15 protein-coding genes are annotated in these 19813 nt (G+C 41.3%); 4 read left to right on the top strand and 11 right to left on the bottom strand.

Annotated features, from left to right (window positions below; all coding sequences use genetic code 11):
• Positions 1-474 precede the first annotated feature (474 nt).
• The 3 genes from MKL62_RS06650 to MKL62_RS06660 all read right to left on the bottom strand — a co-directional run bounded on the left by MKL62_RS06650 (position 475) and on the right by MKL62_RS06660 (position 4401).
• Positions 475-1821, bottom strand: coding sequence for an OprD family outer membrane porin (locus MKL62_RS06650; protein WP_030423639.1), 1347 nt, complete (start codon positions 1819-1821; stop codon positions 475-477).
• A gap of 77 nt (positions 1822-1898) precedes the next feature.
• The gene (locus tag MKL62_RS06655; protein ID WP_002058307.1) at positions 1899-3284 is read right to left on the bottom strand and encodes an MFS transporter; all 1386 of its coding nucleotides are present in this window, start codon (positions 3282-3284) and stop codon (positions 1899-1901) included.
• Positions 3285-3456: 172 nt separating this feature from the next.
• Positions 3457-4401: a dihydrodipicolinate synthase family protein gene (locus tag MKL62_RS06660; protein WP_000050874.1), complete on the bottom strand. Its 945-nt coding sequence runs from the start codon at positions 4399-4401 to the stop codon at positions 3457-3459.
• A gap of 187 nt (positions 4402-4588) precedes the next feature.
• On the opposite strand from MKL62_RS06660, the gene MKL62_RS06665 reads away from it, so the two are divergent.
• Complete coding sequence (locus MKL62_RS06665) at positions 4589-5479, top strand: LysR family transcriptional regulator (protein ID WP_001105546.1); 891 nt, start codon at positions 4589-4591, stop codon at positions 5477-5479.
• Positions 5480-5492: 13 nt separating this feature from the next.
• Here the strand turns inward: MKL62_RS06665 and MKL62_RS06670 are convergent, their stop codons facing one another.
• Positions 5493-5768 carry a hypothetical protein gene (locus MKL62_RS06670; protein WP_000061141.1) on the bottom strand — a complete coding sequence of 92 codons (276 nt, stop codon included), beginning with the start codon at positions 5766-5768 and terminating at the stop codon, positions 5493-5495.
• Between the two features lie 320 nt (positions 5769-6088).
• Here MKL62_RS06670 and MKL62_RS06675 point away from each other — a divergent pair, with 320 nt between their 5' ends.
• Entirely contained in the window at positions 6089-6796 is a 708-nt protein-coding gene (locus MKL62_RS06675; protein WP_001115355.1) for a YoaK family protein, read from the top strand.
• Positions 6797-6920: 124 nt separating this feature from the next.
• Entirely contained in the window at positions 6921-8834 is a 1914-nt protein-coding gene (locus MKL62_RS06680) for a lipase family alpha/beta hydrolase (protein ID WP_005129397.1), read from the top strand.
• 55 nt (positions 8835-8889) lie between these two features.
• On the opposite strand, the gene MKL62_RS06685 is transcribed toward MKL62_RS06680, so the two are convergent.
• The 7 genes from MKL62_RS06685 to betI form a co-directional block, all read right to left on the bottom strand.
• Positions 8890-10224, bottom strand: a complete 1335-nt coding sequence (locus tag MKL62_RS06685; RefSeq protein ID WP_001271336.1) for a basic amino acid/polyamine antiporter — start codon at positions 10222-10224, stop codon at positions 8890-8892.
• A gap of 5 nt (positions 10225-10229) precedes the next feature.
• Positions 10230-11108, bottom strand: coding sequence for a homocysteine S-methyltransferase family protein (locus tag MKL62_RS06690; protein ID WP_005129396.1), 879 nt, complete (start codon positions 11106-11108; stop codon positions 10230-10232).
• A gap of 216 nt (positions 11109-11324) precedes the next feature.
• On the bottom strand, positions 11325-11795 hold the full coding sequence (locus MKL62_RS06695) for a hypothetical protein (RefSeq protein ID WP_031945834.1): 471 nt from the start codon (positions 11793-11795) through the stop codon (positions 11325-11327).
• A 91-nt stretch (positions 11796-11886) separates the two neighbouring features.
• Entirely contained in the window at positions 11887-13527 is a 1641-nt protein-coding gene (gene mqo / locus MKL62_RS06700) for a malate dehydrogenase (quinone) (RefSeq protein ID WP_005129388.1), read from the bottom strand.
• Between the two features lie 510 nt (positions 13528-14037).
• On the bottom strand, positions 14038-15696 hold the full coding sequence (betA, locus tag MKL62_RS06705) for a choline dehydrogenase (protein WP_005129386.1): 1659 nt from the start codon (positions 15694-15696) through the stop codon (positions 14038-14040).
• 95 nt (positions 15697-15791) lie between these two features.
• Entirely contained in the window at positions 15792-17264 is a 1473-nt protein-coding gene (betB, locus tag MKL62_RS06710) for a betaine-aldehyde dehydrogenase (RefSeq protein WP_005129384.1), read from the bottom strand.
• The gene (gene betI, locus MKL62_RS06715) at positions 17257-17880 is read right to left on the bottom strand and encodes a transcriptional regulator BetI (protein WP_000166965.1); all 624 of its coding nucleotides are present in this window, start codon (positions 17878-17880) and stop codon (positions 17257-17259) included. The genes betB and betI overlap by 8 nt, the downstream gene beginning before the upstream one ends.
• A 265-nt stretch (positions 17881-18145) precedes the next feature.
• On the opposite strand from betI, the gene MKL62_RS06720 reads away from it, so the two are divergent.
• Positions 18146-19768, top strand: coding sequence for a BCCT family transporter (locus MKL62_RS06720; protein ID WP_005129383.1), 1623 nt, complete (start codon positions 18146-18148; stop codon positions 19766-19768).
• The last annotated feature ends 45 nt before the right edge of the window (positions 19769-19813 follow it).

The raw sequence follows: 19813 nt of genomic DNA on the forward strand, positions 1-19813 counted from the left end.
TAGATAATAGAAAACCCAAATTTTAAATAAATAAAAAGTTTATAAGGGAGAGGGGATAAGTATATATAGTGGCATGGTCAACTCCTTAAAATGTATGGAGCTCTACCACCAAAAATCACCGTCAATTGATTATGGTGGTAGAACGAAAGGGGGTTAGCAGACTGGGATCCAAGGAACCAGCACGCGCGAGCGCGTCCCCCTCCCGTCCTACCGCAAAGAAAAGGGACGCAAGGGTCTAACGACTTATAGTGGAACTATAACCCGCCATGGATCTACGGTCTGCTAAAACCGACTGGCAATGTAGGCCAGCGGGACCATAATAATCATAAGTTTTTAACAGGTCAATTCAATTTAAATAAAATATTATAAAAATTTTAAATATAAATTTATATTTTAATTAAACTCAAAAGTTAATATCTTTAAAGCTATAAATTAATAAAAATAATAAAGCTAAACTAAACGTTTAGCCTGTGCTTAAAATGTATAGCGATAATTAATAAATACACGGTGCTGGTCCCAATCTTTCCGAGACATGCCATTTATTTTTTCACCTAGGTTTGCATTTTCAAACTTTGACTCATAATGCAAAAATGAATAACGCACATCTAAGTTTTTCACCCACGGCAAGGCATAACTCACTGTAAAGTCAAAGTAACGCTCTTTACCTTCAATATCACTGCTGATGTTACTTTGGTGAGCGCCAAAGCCATAAATATACTTCGCCTCGGTTTTTAAGCCTTTCACATAGTCTTTCCAGTTATATTTCAAGCGAAGGGCAACGGCGGTTTCATCGTTGTTGGTAAAGTCGGGGCCAATGGTCGCAGAGGTCGGAAACGGGTTGGTGCCATGGTCTTGCGTTAAAACCGAGTTGCGGGCGGAGTGCGCGGCAAAGTTATCTTCAATCCAAAAACCATCAAACTTTGAAACGGCAATGCCGCCTTCGAGGTTATTTTTGGCTACATTTACATCTACAAAGTAACCATTGCCACGGTTGTTAATGTCTTGGCCTTTGACACAGTCCAGCTCGGTTTCGGCACCGCATTTAAACAGCTTGCCATCGTCACGTGAGAAAAAAGCACCTGTGTTAAATGTCCATATAAGGCCATGCAAAGGCAATTTATATTGAGCAATCGCCCCGTACTTTTTTAAATAATCTTTGCTGTTTAAATATTCGGCATTCACGCTCCAGTTTTTGTACTGATACTTAGCTCCAAGTAAACCGACATAATCAATACGCTCGTCATTTTCAGTCACCAGTTTTTCAAATGAGTCCATGCTGCGCGGTTTCCAGCGGTCATAGTAAGCCATGTAAGTTTGTAGCTGATCATTCAATTGAAACTGACCACTTGCCCCTGAAAAAGTATCGGGCACTGCGCGGTTATTGGTGCTTTTAAGCAACAGTGAGTCGTGCAACTGGCGGCCTAACTTAATTTCGCCTTTGTCGCCGAGTTTTGCTTTGAAGTAGAGCTGACCTAAAGTGGCAAAGTTTTGATCGAGCTTGCCGTTATTTTCGACCTCTAAAAGCTGAGCGCTCGGTTTGCCAGAGTCAAACAACTTGGTGACTGCATAGAGTGAACCATCAACCCCAAGCCAGTCCCACATGTAAGGTGACTGATAATTTAACTCAAGCCCTAAGGCACTTTGTTCATATTCACTAGATGAAGGTGAAGGGTTAGCAAGCGTGGGGTGGGCAGTGCCTTCATCGTTCCAGTAACGGGTGTTAAGTTTTAATTCTAACTTGCCAAATTCTTGAGGAAGCTCTGCATATACATTGCTCACACTGCCTAAACCAATACAGCCCCATAGCAAATATTTATTCATTTTAAATTCCTTTTTTAAGCATGAATAAGCCCTTTGCCTAACGCTGTGGTTAGGCAAGCTTTTATGAAATGGATGAATTAAGGAGAGAGTTTTTCGAGTACTTGGCCTTTGGTTTCAATGGCAAACAAGAAGGTCACTAGGCCACCAACGAGCGCCACAACCGCAAGCACACTAAACACATATTGAATGCCGTAACCACCAACCACGAGGCCGACCATAACAGGTCCAATTGCAGAGCCGGCACGTAACCAAGCGGTACTAAAACCAATGCCCATCGCACGTAGGCGAGTTGGGTAAAGTTCAGCAGCGTAAAGGTATAAAGAGAATGAAATAGTTTGCAAAATGGCATAGCTCAGCGTTGCTAAAATTACAACTTGCATCGCCGATTTTGCACCTAAAACCGAGAGGCTCATGAGTGGAATGATTGCCAAGAAAAACGCTGCACTGTACCAAGGACGGCGGCCGACTTTATCAATCATTAACGCACAGATAATAGAGGCAATCACACCCACGCCCGAAGTAATCCAGCCATAACCTAAACTGGTTTGAAGCGACAGGCCAAAGTGTTGTTTGTAAAGAGATGGCAGCCAAGTCACCATGGCATTGTTCACCATATACACGCAAAACCACATGCCCCACAGGGTAAAGGTACGTTTACGGTAAATGCCACGGAACAGCTCGCGCCAGTCGGTTTTTGCCATGCCTTGCGGGTTAATTTCTTTAACCACAGGTTCAGCCAAAGTTTTACCGCTTTTAATCGCCCCATCTTCAAAGCTTTTAACGACTTGATCTGCTTCTTTAAAACGGCCTTTTGAAGCAAGCCAACGTGGTGACTCAGGCAAGAAAAACCGTAAAGGAATGACCAGTAAAGATGGAATTAAGCCCACAATAAACATGACTTTCCAGCCGTAAATTGGCATCAGGAAAAATGCCGCCATGCCAGCAAACATAAGACCAAGTGGGAATAAAACTTCATAGAGCAAGAAAAACTTACCGCGCTTTTCTGCACCAATAAACTCGTTAATATAGGCACTCGCAACAGGCACTTCACCACCTGTTCCAACACCTTGTAAGAAACGGAAAATTAACAGCGACATTCCGCTCCACGCAAACAGACAAGAAATGTCCATTGCCACAAACAGTAAAATGGTAAAAGACAGCACTTTTAAACGACCGACTTTTTCGGCAAGAGAACCAAAGAAGATTGCACCGACCAGTTGCCCAACATAGCCCGCGGCAATGATCGCACCGACGTAGGCAGGCGTCAGGTGCCATTCGGTAATGAGTTGTGGTAAAGCAAAGGCAATCGCAAGAACAGTATAAGCGTCAAAAAAGGTCGCGATACCGATGGTAATTCGCATAAATTGCAATCGTCCGGTGACGGGTAGCCGTTCGAGCCTTGCAATAATTTCCGCATTTTTTTGATGATGACTAATTTGTTCTACATCCGCTAGATTTGTCATCTTATATCTCCTTATCACTACATTCCTCGTAGTTTTGTTGTTCTATTTCGCACTACCTGTTCACCACAGTTTGCATGCTTTTTATTATTGTTTTTAAGAGACATGCCCGATGTTTGGCCTCAGGCAGCGTACAGGAAAAAAAGGCTAGCGTATATGCTAGCCCGAATGGAATTTAAGCAACGGCTTGGGTTAAATCGACCTTGCCAATTCCGGCTTGACGCATTGCATCATGAATTTCTTGCTCAGCACCATCTGCCAGTGGAAGCAGAGGTGAACGCACAGTGGCATGGTCCAAAATTCCGCGAGCAACCAGTGCATGTTTCAGCGCGACCGTACCTTCCATGTGTGAACCACGGTGATAGACATTGCGAGTTACTGGTAATAATTGGTCGTGAATAGCACGAGCTTTAGCATAATCTTTGGCTTTACCTGCTTTAATCATTTCAATTAACAATTCAGGGGCAATGTTGCCATAGCCAACCAAAGCGCCGTCTACATCAAACATGGTGTGAAGCAAATATTCATCGTGGCAGGTCAATACCTGTAAGTCTGGGCGTTCACGGCGAATAATTGGAATTTCGACATCCCAGCGGCGCATGTTACGCACACCATTTTTCATGGCAAATACACCTGGCTGTGCAGAAATATCGAGTAGGGTTTCTAGGTCGTAAGTGGCCTTCGTTGCATCTGGATATTGGAATAAAATAGATGGCAAACCACTTTCTTCATAAATCGCTTTATAGCGGTCTTGTGGTGCGCCTTTTTGATAGCCAAAACGCAACCAGCCATGTGAAGGGTAAATCAAACCTGCCGAAGCACCTGCGCTGACTGCACGTTTTGCTTCTTCTGCTGCAACCGAAGTACCTTCGAGTGTAATCCCTGCAATTACCGGAATTTTGTCATCTACCGATTTAACAAAGCTTTCGATGACCTGCATTTGTTCTTTTTGCGACAAGAATGTTCCTTCACCTGCATGCCCAAGAACAACCAAGCCTTTCACACCATCAATACTGCCTAACCATGAACCTAAACGTTGAATTGCATCATGGTCTACTTGTCCGTCACGGGTAAAAGGAGTCACAGGTGCTGGGGTTAATCCACGTAAATCTAAACTCATAATCGTACTTCCTATACAGTGTAATTAAATATTCTCTGGTTCTTAATCTGACTTAAATCGTGTTGTAGAGAACATGATTGGAGTATAGAAATAGGTGAGCTATGTAGGAATTACCAATTCTTGAATTTCAGTTATACTGAAAATGTATGGCTCAAAATGCTGCCTATTTACGATTTAGGAAGAATCGATGAATTATGAATTATGGAAAATATTTTTAGACGCGGTGGAGCTGGGTAGCTTAAGCAAAGTCGCCATGCTGCATAACACCAACCAACCGCAAATCAGTCGGCAAATGAACGAGCTTGAAGCGCAGTGTGGCGGACGTTTGTTTAACCGAACTGGCCGTGGTGTAGAACTCACCGATTTAGGCCAGCATTTACTTCCTAAAATTCGTTCATGGCTGAACGTGACCGATCAACTCAATAATGAAATTCTGCACTCGACCGATACCCCAATTGGTACGGTGCGTATTGCCAGTTTGCCGTCTACTGCACATCCGTTGTTATCGACCCTGTATAAAGTGCTTCAAGAGAAATATCCCCTAATTAAGCTGTCGGTGCGTGAAGGGCAAGGGGTACATTTAGAAAAATGGCTTGAAGATGGCAGCGTCGATTTAGCTATTCTCTATCGGTTTAATCCGACGCCTAAACAGGGCGATGTTTACCTTACCGAAGCCGATACTTATTTGGTCGGCTGTGAAGGAGACGCGCTCACTCAGGCCAATGAAGTCGACTTTAAAGCAGTAAGTGAGTTACCGCTGGTCACCTTTTGCAGGCCAAGTAATTGGCGTAATTTTTTAGACCACATGGCTTATGAAAATGGGGTAGAACTAAATATTGTGTTTGAAGCTGACTCGATTAGCTTACAAACCCATTTGGTTTCCGAATCTCGCATGTATACCATGCTGGGGCCGCAAGCTTTAAAAAAAGCCAGCCAATACACCTCAATTCAAGCCGCAAAAATTATTAACCCTGCCCTAAAGCGTTATATTTCTTTGTCTATTTCTAAACATGGCTATTTAACGCCTGCGTGTAAGGCAGTGATGGAAGAAATTAGAAATTTGGCCGATTTGCTTTAAAAAACTTATAACTTTATGACTGGCACTGTTGCATCGTTCGAAGCATGGTTTTTACAAAATCACGCGGCACTTCTGGGCTTTGTAGACTTAACTTTCCAAGCTTATGCATGAGTTTTGGAGAATATTGGCGCTCTAAACGGTGATAAATACACAGACAGGTCGCGCGACTATGTCCAGCGGCTACGCATTTTGAGTAAAAGTCACGGTGTGCATTACTTTTATAGCCGGCAGAGGCAATCGATACAAATAACAATCCACCCAAAAAAACTGAAAAATTATAAAGAGACATATTCCTTCTCGTCGTTGTTGTTTTCTTTATCAATCACTCAGCACAACAGCCGTTTGTGCAAAATATTGGCGAAACTTGCGGCTTCATCATAGTTAGAACGGTTTTAGAGGTCAAATTGATTTGCGGATGAGAAGCGTTTAATGTTTTAAAAATAAACAAATTTTATTGTTGCTGTTTTGAAGACAGTGTTGCGACATTAAACACTCTATGTTTTTACATACTTTTTTGTTTTGATAAATGCTTTAGCTTTGAATTGTTTTTAAATACTTAAAACATCTTCGTACTGAATTTAATGACTTTAAAAGAATAGGATGCTGCTTATGCCAGAGACTTCAATTCAACAAGAAACACAAAGTACGTGGGTAATATGTCGAGATCCTGTTTTATTGACTATGGTGGGCGGGGCAATTGATACCATTGGCTTTATCGCGTTATTTGGTTTTTTTACTGCTCATGTGACGGGCAACTTGGTATTGGCCGGGGCTGCGTTGGTGAAGGGTGGTGCCGGTTTATGGATTAAACTTGCGGCTATTCCATTGTTTATTGTGACGGTGGTTATTACCAAACTTTTAATTGACCGTAGTCAGACCAAACACAAAACGCTGTCTTATTTATTTTTATTTGAAGCTATTTTTCTCTTTGCTTTTATGGCTGCTGGGCTTTACTTTGAGCCATTTAAAAATGCCGATTCGATTACGGTTGCAATCACAGGTGGCCTCGGTTTAATTGCTTTAGCGATTCGTAATACATCAAGCAAAACCCTTATTAAAAATATTAGCCCAAGCACCATGATGACAGGCAACACCACCCAGCTTGGGATTGATATTGCCAACTTGCTTAAAAATAATAATGCTGCCAATCGGGCAAGTTTGCTTAAAAGTGCCAGTATTGTAATTGGCTTTGTTATAGGTGCTTTGATGGGGGCGGTACTCTATGTCTATTTTGACTTTTGGAGCGTAGCGCCGTTTATTTTACCCATACTCTATTTTTCTTATTTGGCTTCCCAGCAGAAGTTTAAACAAGCTTAATAAAATAGACGTTCAAATTTTATTTTCCAAATAAAGTCCAATCGAGGCTGAGCCGAAATTGTTCAGGCACAGCTTTACAGGCATAATGATGGGTGGGGAAATACATTCGATAAAGGAATGCACAATGACAAAATCCGGCCATTATTTAGTGCTTACAATAATGGGACTGCTGAGCGGTTGTCAGGTCATTCATTTAAAAGAAAGTAACTTAAGCAGTGCTTTAAAAAGTAAAAATGAAAGCATTTTGACTAACAATACTCTAAGTCATCAGACCCAAAACTTGCTGTATTTGGTCAAAGAAAGTGAAACGTCTTGTCTGCAAAATTTTAATTTCTGTTTAAATAAAATTCAGGGATTGTCAGAAAATAGCAGCCGAGAGGAACGCTATGCGGCGCTGAGTGAAATTTATTTGGCAAAAGCTTTAGATGTTGGGCGTAGTAGCCAGTGTAATGTCACTCTTAAAAGTAACAGTTGTGTTGAGCAAGAGCTGGCGTTGTTTGATAAAAGCTTGCGCTATAGTTATGTCTATTTATTTGACTCTGAAGAGTCGCCTTTTGATCGGGTATTTGACCATCGCCAAAATCAGGTACGGATTTTTTATAACGTCGCCTTGTCGAAGCTCATGACCACGTATTTTAATCATTTAAATACGCTTCATTTCCCACCTTTACTGAAAGCAGATGGTCATGAGTATCACGTTAACTTTGATCATGCTGTAGATGTACAGCATATTGAAGTCGATACCTTTCGTTCTAGCTATAACATGAACTTTTCAGGGTTTAATACCGTCAACCGTAAGGATGGTTTAGGTGCGGAGTTTATTGTGGGACGTAAGGAGCATGATGTAAATCATGGTTTTATTTTAGATCCCGACGCTTTTTATGCTCACCAGAGTAATCCCAACATTCATTTACCACGTTTCTTTCCGGTCACGGCTATTGCCTACCCAAAACAAAAGGCCACAGCCGATCAGGTCATTGATGGGGCAGAGTTAGAAATTGCCATGTTTGACCCATACCGACAGGACCGCGTAAAAGTTGAAGGTGTGGACTATCCACTCACTGCTAACTATTCAGCGCCTTATGGGCTATGGTTATCGAAATATAATTTAGGTGCAGCAGGCTATTGGTCTTTAATTAATAAAGAAGCCAATTTGATTATGCCGCATTTATATATGCTGGAACCCTTTAACCCCAATAAGAAAATTATTGTGTTTATTCATGGCTTGGCAAGCAGCCCAGAGGCATGGGTGAGCCTAACCAATGACATTATGGGTGATGCCGAATTAAGACAAAACTACCAAGTTTGGCAGGTGTTTTATTCAACCAATATGCCAATTTTTGAAAGTCGTTTTCAGATTTATTCTTTGCTGAATCAGGCTTTTCAAAACGTTGCCAAAGACAGCTACGCTACACATGATGCCGTATTGGTTGGGCATAGTATGGGCGGCGTGATTAGTCGCTTGCTAGTAAGCGATGCAGATGTTTCAGAGCAAGCCATGCAAAAAATGAATGAAGCACAGCTAAAGCGTTTAAAAGAAAATCCAGTTATTCGTGAGCGTTTTCAGTTCAAAGATTTGCCCTATTTTAATCGAGTTGTTTTTGTTTCGGCACCGCATCATGGTACTGACTATGCTGACCGATGGTTTACCCAAATTGCTCGCCGTATTATTCGCTTACCTGCCGACTTTTTTATTGCCGTTGAAATGAGAGATGAGAAAAATACCAAACTCAGAAAAGGCTTAATTGAAAATGGAGCGAGTAATTTAAGTCGTTCTTCTAACTTTATGCAGTTGACCCAAGCCATTCAACCCTCGTCCAACGTGGTCTATCACTCAATTATGGGCAACATAAATGGTACGACAGATAAGTCAAAAATGAGCGATGGGATTGTGCCGTATCAAAGTTCACATTTGGGTGGGGAGCAGTCGGAGCTGATTATTAAAGGTGGGCATTCGATTCAAACTAGCCCTGAGGCAATTTTAGAATTACGCCGTATTTTACGATTGCATTTAAAGCAGTCACAGCCTTCAAAATAGAAATTTTTGTTTTTAGAAAACCACTGCTGAACTAGGTCAACAGTGGTTGAAATAATTAATTTAACTGATTTTGTTTGAGCGATTTTTTATGCTCAAAGTAGCTGATTGAAAAAATAACCAAGCCGACCAAATACAACACGCCAGACAACAGAAGTAAGTCTAAACCTGCTGCATAGAGTAACCAAAGCGCATAGATTGAAGCGACGCTGGCAATCGCAATATGCGGCGTGCGTTTGTGGCGAATAGATTCTTTAAGATAAAACGCCGATACCAGAAAATAAGGCAGCAAAATCATCACCGATGAAATCAGTAAAAGCTGAGTGTAATTTTTATTGAAAAAATACACGGCAATCAGAGAACCTTGCACCACAATAGTAGTTAGCCATAGTGATGAAATCGGCACATTATTTTGGTTATTCTTTAAAAATAGTTTCGGGAAAGCACCATTTTTTGCAGCTAAATATGGAATTTCAGTGGCAAATAACGTCCAGCTTAAATAAGACGATGAAACTGAAATAATCAAGCCGATAGTAATAATGATGGTACCCGGTAGACCGATGAGTTGCTGCAAAATAGTCGCCATTGATGGGTTGTGCATGCCTGCAAGCGCTTCACGGCTCACCACCCCATAAGCCAACACTGTCACCATCACGTAAAAACTTAATGCCAGTAAAACACCTAAAATGGTCGCTTTGCCAATGTCATGACGGTTTTTTGCACGTGATGATAAAACCACTGCACCTTCAATACCGGTAAATACCCAAAGGGTAATGAGCATCAGGTCTTTTACTTGCTGCCAAAGGGGAACTTTTAAAGAGAAATCATTTAAGTTGAGTTTGAATAAATCAAACTTAAAGGCAATAAAGGTAAAGAAGATGAACACCACCATTGGAATAATTTTGGCAATGGTTGCCAGTAAATTCACAATGGCAGCTTCTTTAATGCCTCGGCTTACTAACCAGTGCACCAGCCATACAAAAATGCTTGAACCAATCAGTGAGTAAAGTGTATTACCTTCACCAAAAATAACGTGGTCTTTGCTGTCGGTAAACATGCCGACGCCTGAAAAGGCAATCACCACATAACCAACAATACCAATGGTAGTACACAACCAATAGCCCCACGCCGAGCAAAACCCGATGAGGTCTCCAAAGCCTTCGCGTGCATAGTTATAAATACCGCCATCTAGATCTGGTCGTTGACGGGTTAAATGCAACAATGAAAGAGCCAAGAAAATAATGCCGACTCCGGTAATGAGCCATGCAACAAGAAGGGCAGAGCCGTTGGCAACTTGAGCCATATTTTGGGGAAGGCTAAATACGCCTGACCCCACCATAGAACTAAATACCAGCGCTGTAAGAGACAATAATCCGATTTTGGCAGCAGACATGGTATTTATTCTTTAAAAAATTGAGAAAGTTCAGCAATGTGTTCTGGTCCAATACCACAGCAACCGCCCACTAAACTTGCACCTGCTTGCTGCCATTGTTTGGCAAAAGCAAGATAAGCTCGAGCATCTAAGTCTTTACGAATTTCATCAAGGCCATCGTTAGCAGTAGCGCTTTCATCTTGCGGTGGGAAAGCGTTGGCATAAGCACCAATTTGCACAGACTCAGGAATGAGTCCTTTAATTTCATTAATTGCTTGCAAGATTACTTCAGGTTGGCAGCAGTTAAACAACACTGCTTTGGCGTTTGATTGTTTGATGAAATCAGCCACTTGTTGCATGTTTTCGCCAGAACGAAGTAAAGCTTGTTCTTGTTTAATCTCATCTTGCAGCGTAAATGACACCCAATAGTCTTTACCATCTTGTGGCAATAACGCATGGACTGTTTCAACTTCTTTTAAGCATGATTGGGTTTCAGCGAGCCAGAAATCTACCTCTGGTGCCAATGTGTTAATAATTGGCTCAGCAAGGTTTTTAGCCTGTTCTGGCTGGAACAAGTCGGCGCGGTAAGAACCAAATAGTGGCGGTAAGCAGCCTGCGATTTTGACATTTTTGCCGCTTTCTTTAACTGCATTTTTTGCTTGTTCAATCGCAACTTTAATTAAACGCACACCGTCAGTTTCAAAACGTTCCTGACCAATATGAAATGGCACAACCGCATAGTTATTGGTTGTAATGACTTCTGCACCAGCGTTGATAAAGTCGAGGTGGACTTCTTTTACTGTTTCAGGTGCTTCAATGAGTGCAAGCGCAGACCACTCTGGTTGACGAAACGGAGCGCCACGGCGAGCCAATTCACGGCCTAAACCGCCATCTAAAATTTTCATAAATTACAACGTAAAGGGAGAAAAATAATTCAGCTAATCTAGCGTGTAGATGAATGCTATTCAATCGCTAATATGCTCGATATATTTCTAAATAAATTAGATTGTTATGAATATTTTTTCTTAAAAGGAATTCTGTAAATGCTGTTCAGTTTTACTGATGAACTTCATGTGAAAAAGAAAATACATTTTCATGAAGTATACAGACTAAAAATACTCTTATAGCGCGCCGTATTGCTGCCAGCTTTCACCAGTATGCTGTGTTTGATAATACGCTTTAAGTTGTTGAAGCTGCGTAAAATGTACGCCTGACCAAATCAATAAACTAATTAATATGAGTACTTTAGATAAACTACGAACTTTACTTACTTGAGTAAAAGCCAACACAACAAAAAATAAGGCAGGTAAAAATATAAAGAACTGGATAGGGGAGAAAAATAGATGAGCCGTGCTGAAATATAACGCGACTGCGCTCATGAGCACATTTAAAACAGCACATAGTCTTTGATATTTACCGAGCTTAAATGCATAAGCTGTTATGACAAATAACACGGCTGAGCTGACATAAATGGCTGTACCACCAATCATCCACATATAAAATCCGCTTAACAAAAGATAAGCCAGTAGCAAAACAAGCACGAGCTTAAAACAAAACGGTAAGAGGCGAGGTGATGATTTTAAAGGCGTCATGGCAAGTCTAAATATTTCAACAGAAGTCTTAAAAAACAAAAGGACGAATCGAAATTCATCCTTTTGATATTTTACTTATACATCATCAAACTTAGTTTGCTTTTGCAACAGGGGCAGCAGCAGTTTCATCGTTTGCAGCTTTGAACGGAGATGTATAGTTCAAGCCAAGTGTAGAGCTTGTGTACTGACGAACTTTGTCGAGTAACACAGGGTCTTTGCTTAAGTCTTGTTTATAAGAAACCACAATTTCATGAAGCTTCTGGTTCCACTTACCTTCAGTTTGCTGAGGGAAAGCTTTTTCAAGCAAGTTAAGCATGATGTATGGAGAAGTCGAAGCACCCGGAGACGCACCTAACAATGCAGTTACAGCACCATCTTTAGACGCAAAGATTTCTGTGCCGAATTGAAGTGTTGCAGGTTTACCCGGTTCTTTTTTGATGATCTGAACACGTTGACCACCTTGGCTTAAACGCCAGTCTTCAGCTTTCGCATCTGGGTAGTATTTACGAAGTTCATTGAGACGGTCTTCATCTGACATCATCACTTGGCTCACCAAGTATTTAACAAGATCAAGGTTTTCCAAGCCAACAGTGGTCATTGGTAAAACATTGCTTTTGTTGGTTGATGCAAGTAAGTCAAGTTGAGAACCGTTTTTCAGGAACTTGTTTGAATACGTTGCAAATGGTCCAAACAATACATATTTTTTACCGTCGATATAACGTGTATCAATATGTGGTACAGACATTGGAGGCGCACCAAGTTCCGCACGACCATAAACTTTCGCTGTGTGCTGAGCAGTAATTGCTGGGTTGTCAGTAATTAAGAACTCACCACCTACAGGGAAGCCAGCATATTGCTTCGCTTCTGGTAAACCAGTAAGTTGCAATAATTTAACCGCTGCACCGCCTGCACCGATAAATACAAAACGTGTTTTAACGTGATCTGTTTTACCAGTTTTCAAATCTTTGAAAGACACAGTCCAAGTTTTGTCATCATTTTGGCTGATGCCAGTCACTTCAGTTGAAGTCTGTAATTTGAAATTTGGGTTTTGGTTTAAGTGTTTCACTAACTGATTCGTGATTGAACCGTAGTTTACGTCTGAACCAACTTCCATACGAGTCGCTGCAACTTTTTGAGTTGGATCACGATCGTTCATCACTAAAGGTGCCCATTGCTTAATTACAGCTGGGTCTTCAGTAAATTTCATACCTTTGAACAACGGGCTTTGAATCATGGCAGCATAACGTTTTTCTAAGAACTGAACGTTATCGCCCCAAACGAAAGCAATGTGTGGAACAGGGTTAATGAATGATTTTGGTTCAGCTAAAACACCTTGTTTTACCTGATATGACCAGAACTGTTTAGCGACTTCAAACTGAGAAGCAACTTTTTCAGCTTTGGCAATTTCCATCTTACCGTTTTTCTCTTCGGTATAGTTCATTTCCATAAAGCCAGAGTGGCCTGTTCCGGCATTGTTAAAGCCGTTTGAACTTTCTTGAGCAACTTGGTCAAGACGTTCATACATACGAATTTGCCAATTCGGTTCAAGCTCAGTGAAATAAGTACCGAGAGTGGCACTCATGATGCCGCCGCCAACAAGAACGGCATCAACAACTGGCTCATCTTTTGCAGTTTGTACCTGTTTTGACGCAATTGGTCTAAACAAGAAAACAATACCTGCAATTAAAATAAGAATGATTAATACCAGAAGGTATTTCAAAAACTTTTTCATGCAAGGGGAACCTTAAAATAAGTTATTTGAGTCACTTAAGGTGTGAGGAAACCTAGACAGCGTATCCAGACAAAACGGATATAAATGCGAAAATAAAATTCTCCAAAACAGAGAACTTTGAAAAAAGAAAAATTACTTGGGATTATCGCAAACACTCTATATTTTAGACTAATTTTGCATTGACAAGACAATTTTTATAATAAATGGGTTCTATTAAAATCATAAATATGATTTATATTTGATCAAATTAGGCTTTTATAAGATTGTTTTTAGATTTTATTTTAATTTAAATAATTGAAATTTAATAAATAAAATAATATTGATTAAACTTGAATCACTTAATAGTAATTTGCCTATAAAAATAAATTAATTTTTATTTCATACCCGATTTATGTAAATGTTCACCTTATAGTCGCTTATTTTTTGTCATACATAGTTCTTATTAATGCTTCTGCGTTACGTATTAAATTTAGGGCATATTCCTATATAAGAAATATGCCCTAAATGGTTTTATGAAGCTACATAAAAAGGTGCAGTTGAACGTGGTAATGCTTCACGTCCACGAATTTGGTCTGCAATTTTCTCAGCTATCATAATGGTAGTTGCATTTAAGTTACCGGTAATAATGAGCGGCATGATTGAGGCATCAACCACACGCAAACCATTCATACCGTGTACGCGGCCTTGACCATCTACAACAGCCATTTCGTCTTCGCCCATCTTACAGCTACAAGACGGGTGGTAAGCTGTTTCTGCATGGTTGCGAACAAAGTCATCAAGCTCTGCATCTGTCTGCAAATGTTTGCCCGGACTAATTTCATCACCACGATATGGATCAAGCGCAGGTTGCTGTATGATTTCACGCGTAATACGGATTGCATCACGGAACTCGCGCCAGTCTTGTTCAGTCGACATGTAGTTAAATAATATACTTGGGTGCGCAAACGGGTCTTTCGATTTAAGTTTGATACGACCGCGTGAAGGGGAACGCATTGAACCCACGTGTGCTTGGAAGCCATGTTCTTTTACGGCATTACTACCGTTGTAGTTAATAGCTACTGGTAAGAAATGGTATTGAATGTTTGGCCACTTAAACTCATCCGAGCTACGGATAAATCCACCCGCTTCAAACTGGTTGCTTGCACCAATACCTGTACCATTGAATAACCACTCGGCACCAATGGCAGGTTGGTTATACCATTTTAAAGCAGGGTATAAAGAAACGGGCTGCTTACATTTATACTGTAAGTACATTTCCAAGTGATCTTGCAAGTTTTCACCCACGCCCGGCAAATCATGAACCACATCAATGTCCATTGATTTTAAGAAGGTACTTTGACCTACACCTGAGCGCTGTAAAATTTGCGGTGATGCAATTGCGCCTGCACAAAGTAATACTTCGCGTTTAACCAAGGCGCGTTGCAAGTTGTTTTGGTCGGCACCAATAATATATTCAACACCAATCGCTTGCTTTTGATTAAACAAGATTTTGTTGGTCGTTGCATGAGTTAAAATAGTCAGGTTTGGGCGACCTTTTGCCATATCCAAATAACCACGTGCGGTACTTGAACGACGGCCTTTAGGGGTAACCGTACGGTCCATTGGACCAAAACCTTCTTGTTGGTAACCGTTTAAGTCGTCAGTACGTGGGTAACCTGCCTGTACACCTGCTTCAACCATGGCATGGAATAGCACGTTGTTGCCATTTTTTGGTGTAGCCACTGATACAGGGCCGCTATCACCATGATAGTCGTTGCCACCAATGTCACGAGTTTCGGCTTTTTTGTAGTAAGGTAAACAATCGGCATAAGTCCAGTTTTCAAGGCCTTTATGGGTTGCCCATTGTTCTAAATCCATGGCGTTACCGCGGATATAGCACATACCATTAATTAAAGATGAGCCACCTAAGCCTTTACCACGACCACATTCCATACGGCGGTTGTTCATGTGTGGCTCTGGGTCAGTTAAATAAGCCCAGTTATAGCGACGACCTTGAAGAGGGTAGGCCAAAGCTGCCGGCATTTGTGTACGGAAATCCAAGCGATAATCTGGTCCACCTGCTTCTAGCAGTAAAACGGTGATATCTTTGTCTTCAGTAAGACGCGCAGCGAGTACATTTCCGGCAGATCCTGCGCCAATAATAATGTAATCATATTCTTTAATATTCATAACTATCCTTTTTTTACTAACAGTTTGCCTGAGCAATCTATAAAGACTGCTCGGCATATGTGATTTAGGTTGAAGGTTTTAGTGCGATTGAGGCATTAAAAAATGCTTTGATAATCGCCAAGTTCAACTTGAATAGATTTGATACGGGTATAGTGCCCAAGCGTGGTTAAGCCATTTTCGCGGCCCACACCAGATTGCTTGTAGCCACCGACTGGCATTTCGGCAGGTGATTCGCCCCAGGTGTTAATCCAGCAAATACCAGCTTCAATTTGGTGAATAATGCGATGAGCGCGGCTAATATCTTGAGTGACTACGCCAGCAGCTAAACCAAAGGTCGTGTCGTTGGCACGTTGAATCACTTCTTCTTCGGTTTCATAGCTTAAAATGCTCATAACCGGTCCAAAAATTTCTTCTTGAACAATCGCCATTTTGTCAGTGCAGTCGCTAAATACAGTCGGTAGTACATAAGCGCCTTTGGCAAGTTCGCCTTCGGTCGCACGACCACCACCGATTAACACTTTAGCGCCTTGTTGTTTGCCTGACTCAATGAAAGACAACACTTTTTCCATATGAGGGAAGCTAGTGAGCGGGCCGAAGTTTGTGTCTTCAGCCATTGGGTCACCAATGCGAATACGTTTTACACGCTCTACAACGGCTTTTTCAAAGTCGGCTAAACGTGATTTTGGAACAAATACACGTGTACCGTTGGTACATACTTGACCTGAGCTAAAGAAGTTCGCCATAACCGCAATGTCTGCGGCACGGTTAAGGTCAGCATCTTCACAAATAATGAGTGGTGACTTACCACCAAGCTCCATAGTCACTTCTTTAAGGGTAGAGCCAGCAGCGCTTGCCATCACTTTTTTGCCAGTTTCTACGCCACCCGTGAATGAGATTTTTTCAATCACAGGATGTTCAGTGAGCCATTGACCAATTTCACGACCAGCACCTTGTACTACGTTAAATACGCCGTCTGGTAAGCCAGCTTCTGTATAGATTTCTGCAAGTTTTAATGCAGTAAGTGGGGTTGTTTCGCTTGGCTTGAAAATCATGGCATTGCCGGCAGCAAGGGCAGGGGCAGATTTCCATAAAGCGATTTGGATTGGATAGTTCCAGGCACCAATACCTGCAACCACGCCTAAAGGTTCACGGCGTGTATAAAAGAAACTTGATTCGCGAAGTGGGACTTGTTCGCCCTGAATAGCTGTTGCAAGTCCGGCGTAGTATTCGAGTACATCTGCACCAGTCACAATATCGACGGTAGATGTTTCGCTGTAGGCTTTACCAGTGTCGAGTGTTTCAAGACGGGCAAGCTCATCATTACGTTCACGGAGAATATCGACAGCACGGCGTAAAATACGTGAACGCTCCATAGCGGTCATGGCTGCCCAGATTTTTTGTCCTTGTTGGGCACTTTTTACAGCAGCTTCAATATCTTGTTCAGATGCCTGTTGAAGAGTCGCGATTGTCTCGCCGTTGGCAGGGTTAATACTATTAAATGTTTTACCACTGGTTGCTTCAACGTAGCGTCCATGGATATACAGTTGATAAACTTGTACATCACTCATTTTGTCTCTCCTGCAAAGGCTTGTTCGCAAATTGCAATTGCGTTTTTACATAATCGTAAGCAATGGAACGGGCCAGTTCGCTGTCAAATTCGTTGTGACGGCTTAAACTGCCACGTAGCCATAATCCATCAATCAATGCTGCCAGACCTCTTGCGGCAACACTGGCCTGTTGTTCATCCATTAACTTGAGAAAATAAAACTTCAAGTTGGAATACAGGCGTTGATCATTAATCTTTTGCAAACGGCTCAGGTCCGGTACATGCATACTTGCAGACCAAAAGTCTAACCAGACCCGCATTGCTTTTTCATTTACCTGACTAATGTCAAAGTTAGAGTCAATAATTGCCTTAATCTGGCTTTCCGGATGCGAATCTGCTTCTGCTCTGTACTGTTCGGTTTTCCGACGCAACACATTGAGCATTTCTTGCATACAGGTATTTATTAACCCTTGTTTGTCGCCAAAGTAATGGCTGACAATACCGGTCGACAGCTCGGCTTTTTTTGCAATTTGTGCAATGGTGGTATTGGATAACCCCACTTCATAAATTACGTCGAGTGCAGCGTTCATAATCTCTTCACGGCGCACATGCTCTGGTTTTACTCTGCGTTTTGTCATGATTGTCCACATCAGCACTTTTAGGGGTGCTTTAAATTCAGCATGTTAACTTGCAGAGCATCATAGCACTTTTTTTATCATACTTGTTATTGATTGAACGTTCAATCAATAACAAGTATGATGTGTAAAAATCAATGAATTTTTGAATCTGACTTCGGGGAAGAAGAGGTAGAATCAGAAGTTCTTACGGATAGGATGATGCGCATAAGTCCAGTACTTATCACGTTATTTTGGAAAAAATACACCGATTGCAAGGAGCAATAAGATGGTGTTGAAAAGTGATGGATATTCTTCAGACCATATTCGGTTAAATCGTTTCGTATTTTGGAGTTCGGCAGTCAGTATCGGTATTTTTGGCCTGTTATTTGTACTGTTTCCAGAAAAAAGTCAGTTTTGGCTGACCTATGTGCAAGAGCAGGTAAACCACTTTTTTGGGTGGTATTACATGTTAGTCATTGTGCTGTGTTTAGGCTTTGTGGCTTGGCTTGCCTTCTCAAAAGTGGGACAGATTCCTTTAGGAAAAGACCACGATAAACCTGAGTTTGGCTATTTGGCTTGGACCTCAATGCTGTTTTCGGCAGGTATTGGTATCGCGCTACTTTATTATGGTGTTGCTGAACCTGTTGACCATTTTCTAAGACCACCAGAAGGTGAGGCAGGTACTGTTCAGGCCGCCCGTAATGCTATGACCTATAGCTTTTTGCACTGGGGGATTCATGGTTGGGTACTTTATGCCTTGCTAGGTGTGACCTTAGGTTATTTTGCCTTTAGACAAGATTTACCACTCGCACTACGCTCGGCGCTCTATCCAATTTTTGGAGAGCGAGTGCATGGTCTAGTTGGCGATTTTGTTGATGGCTTTGGTATTTTAGCAACTGTCATTTCATTAGTGACCAACTTAGGTATTGGTGCTTTGGTGTTAGTTTCAGGTATTTGTTATTTAATTCCTGAAATACCGCATAGCTCTGCAACTTTAATTACTGCAGTCTTAATCATGATGTTTGTGGCGACAGTCACCACAGTGGTCGGGATTGAAAAAGGCTTGGCATGGTTATCACGGATTAATTTACGTTTGCTCTATGCTTTGCTTTTATTTGTATTTTTAACAGGACCGACTAACCATTTGTTAAATGGTCTTGTGCAAAATACGGGCGATTACCTTAATAATTTTATGGGTAAAAGTTTTGATATGTATTTATACAATCAAAAAGCCAGTGGCTGGTTGGGTTCATGGACTGTGTTTTATTGGGCATGGTGGATTGCTTGGGCACCTTTTGTAGGAATGTTTATTGCCCGAATTTCTAAAGGCCGAACTATTCGAGAAGTGGTTTTGGGTGTATGCCTCATTCCACTAGGTTTTACCTTGGCTTGGATCTCAATTTTTGGAAATACTGCAATTCATTTAATTCTCAATCAAAAACAGAAAGTTTTAGGTGAGATGGTTTTAAGTGACCCTGCGTTGTCATTATTTAAATTACTCGAATATCTCCCGTTTAATCCGTATATTGCCGGGATTGTTGTTGTAATTTGTTTCGTTTTATTTTTGACACCGGTTGGGTCTGGTACACTAATGATCGCCAATTTGTCCTCGAAAGGGGGCACCAGTGATAGTGATTCACCGATCTGGTTACGCATCTTTTGGTCCGTGGTCATTACCATTGTAAGTATCGGCTTATTATTAGCAGGTAGTTTTAACTCCATGCAAAGTGCAGTGGTGTTATGTGGTTTACCATTTTCTGTGATTATTTTGCTTTATATGTTTGGTCTAGCCAAAGCCCTAAAGCAAGATGATTTTGACCCGAATGTTGCGAAAAAGCAGTTAGCTATTTCAAAAGACATTTCTATTCCATCGAATTGTGACCAGAACAAAGTAACCGAGGTTTTATAATCTTGGTTCATCACATTTATTTATATTTTTTGCGTTCAAAGCAGT

Source organism: Acinetobacter sp. AOR01_HL, from assembly GCF_027855455.1.
Taxonomy (GTDB): domain Bacteria; phylum Pseudomonadota; class Gammaproteobacteria; order Pseudomonadales; family Moraxellaceae; genus Acinetobacter; species Acinetobacter baumannii.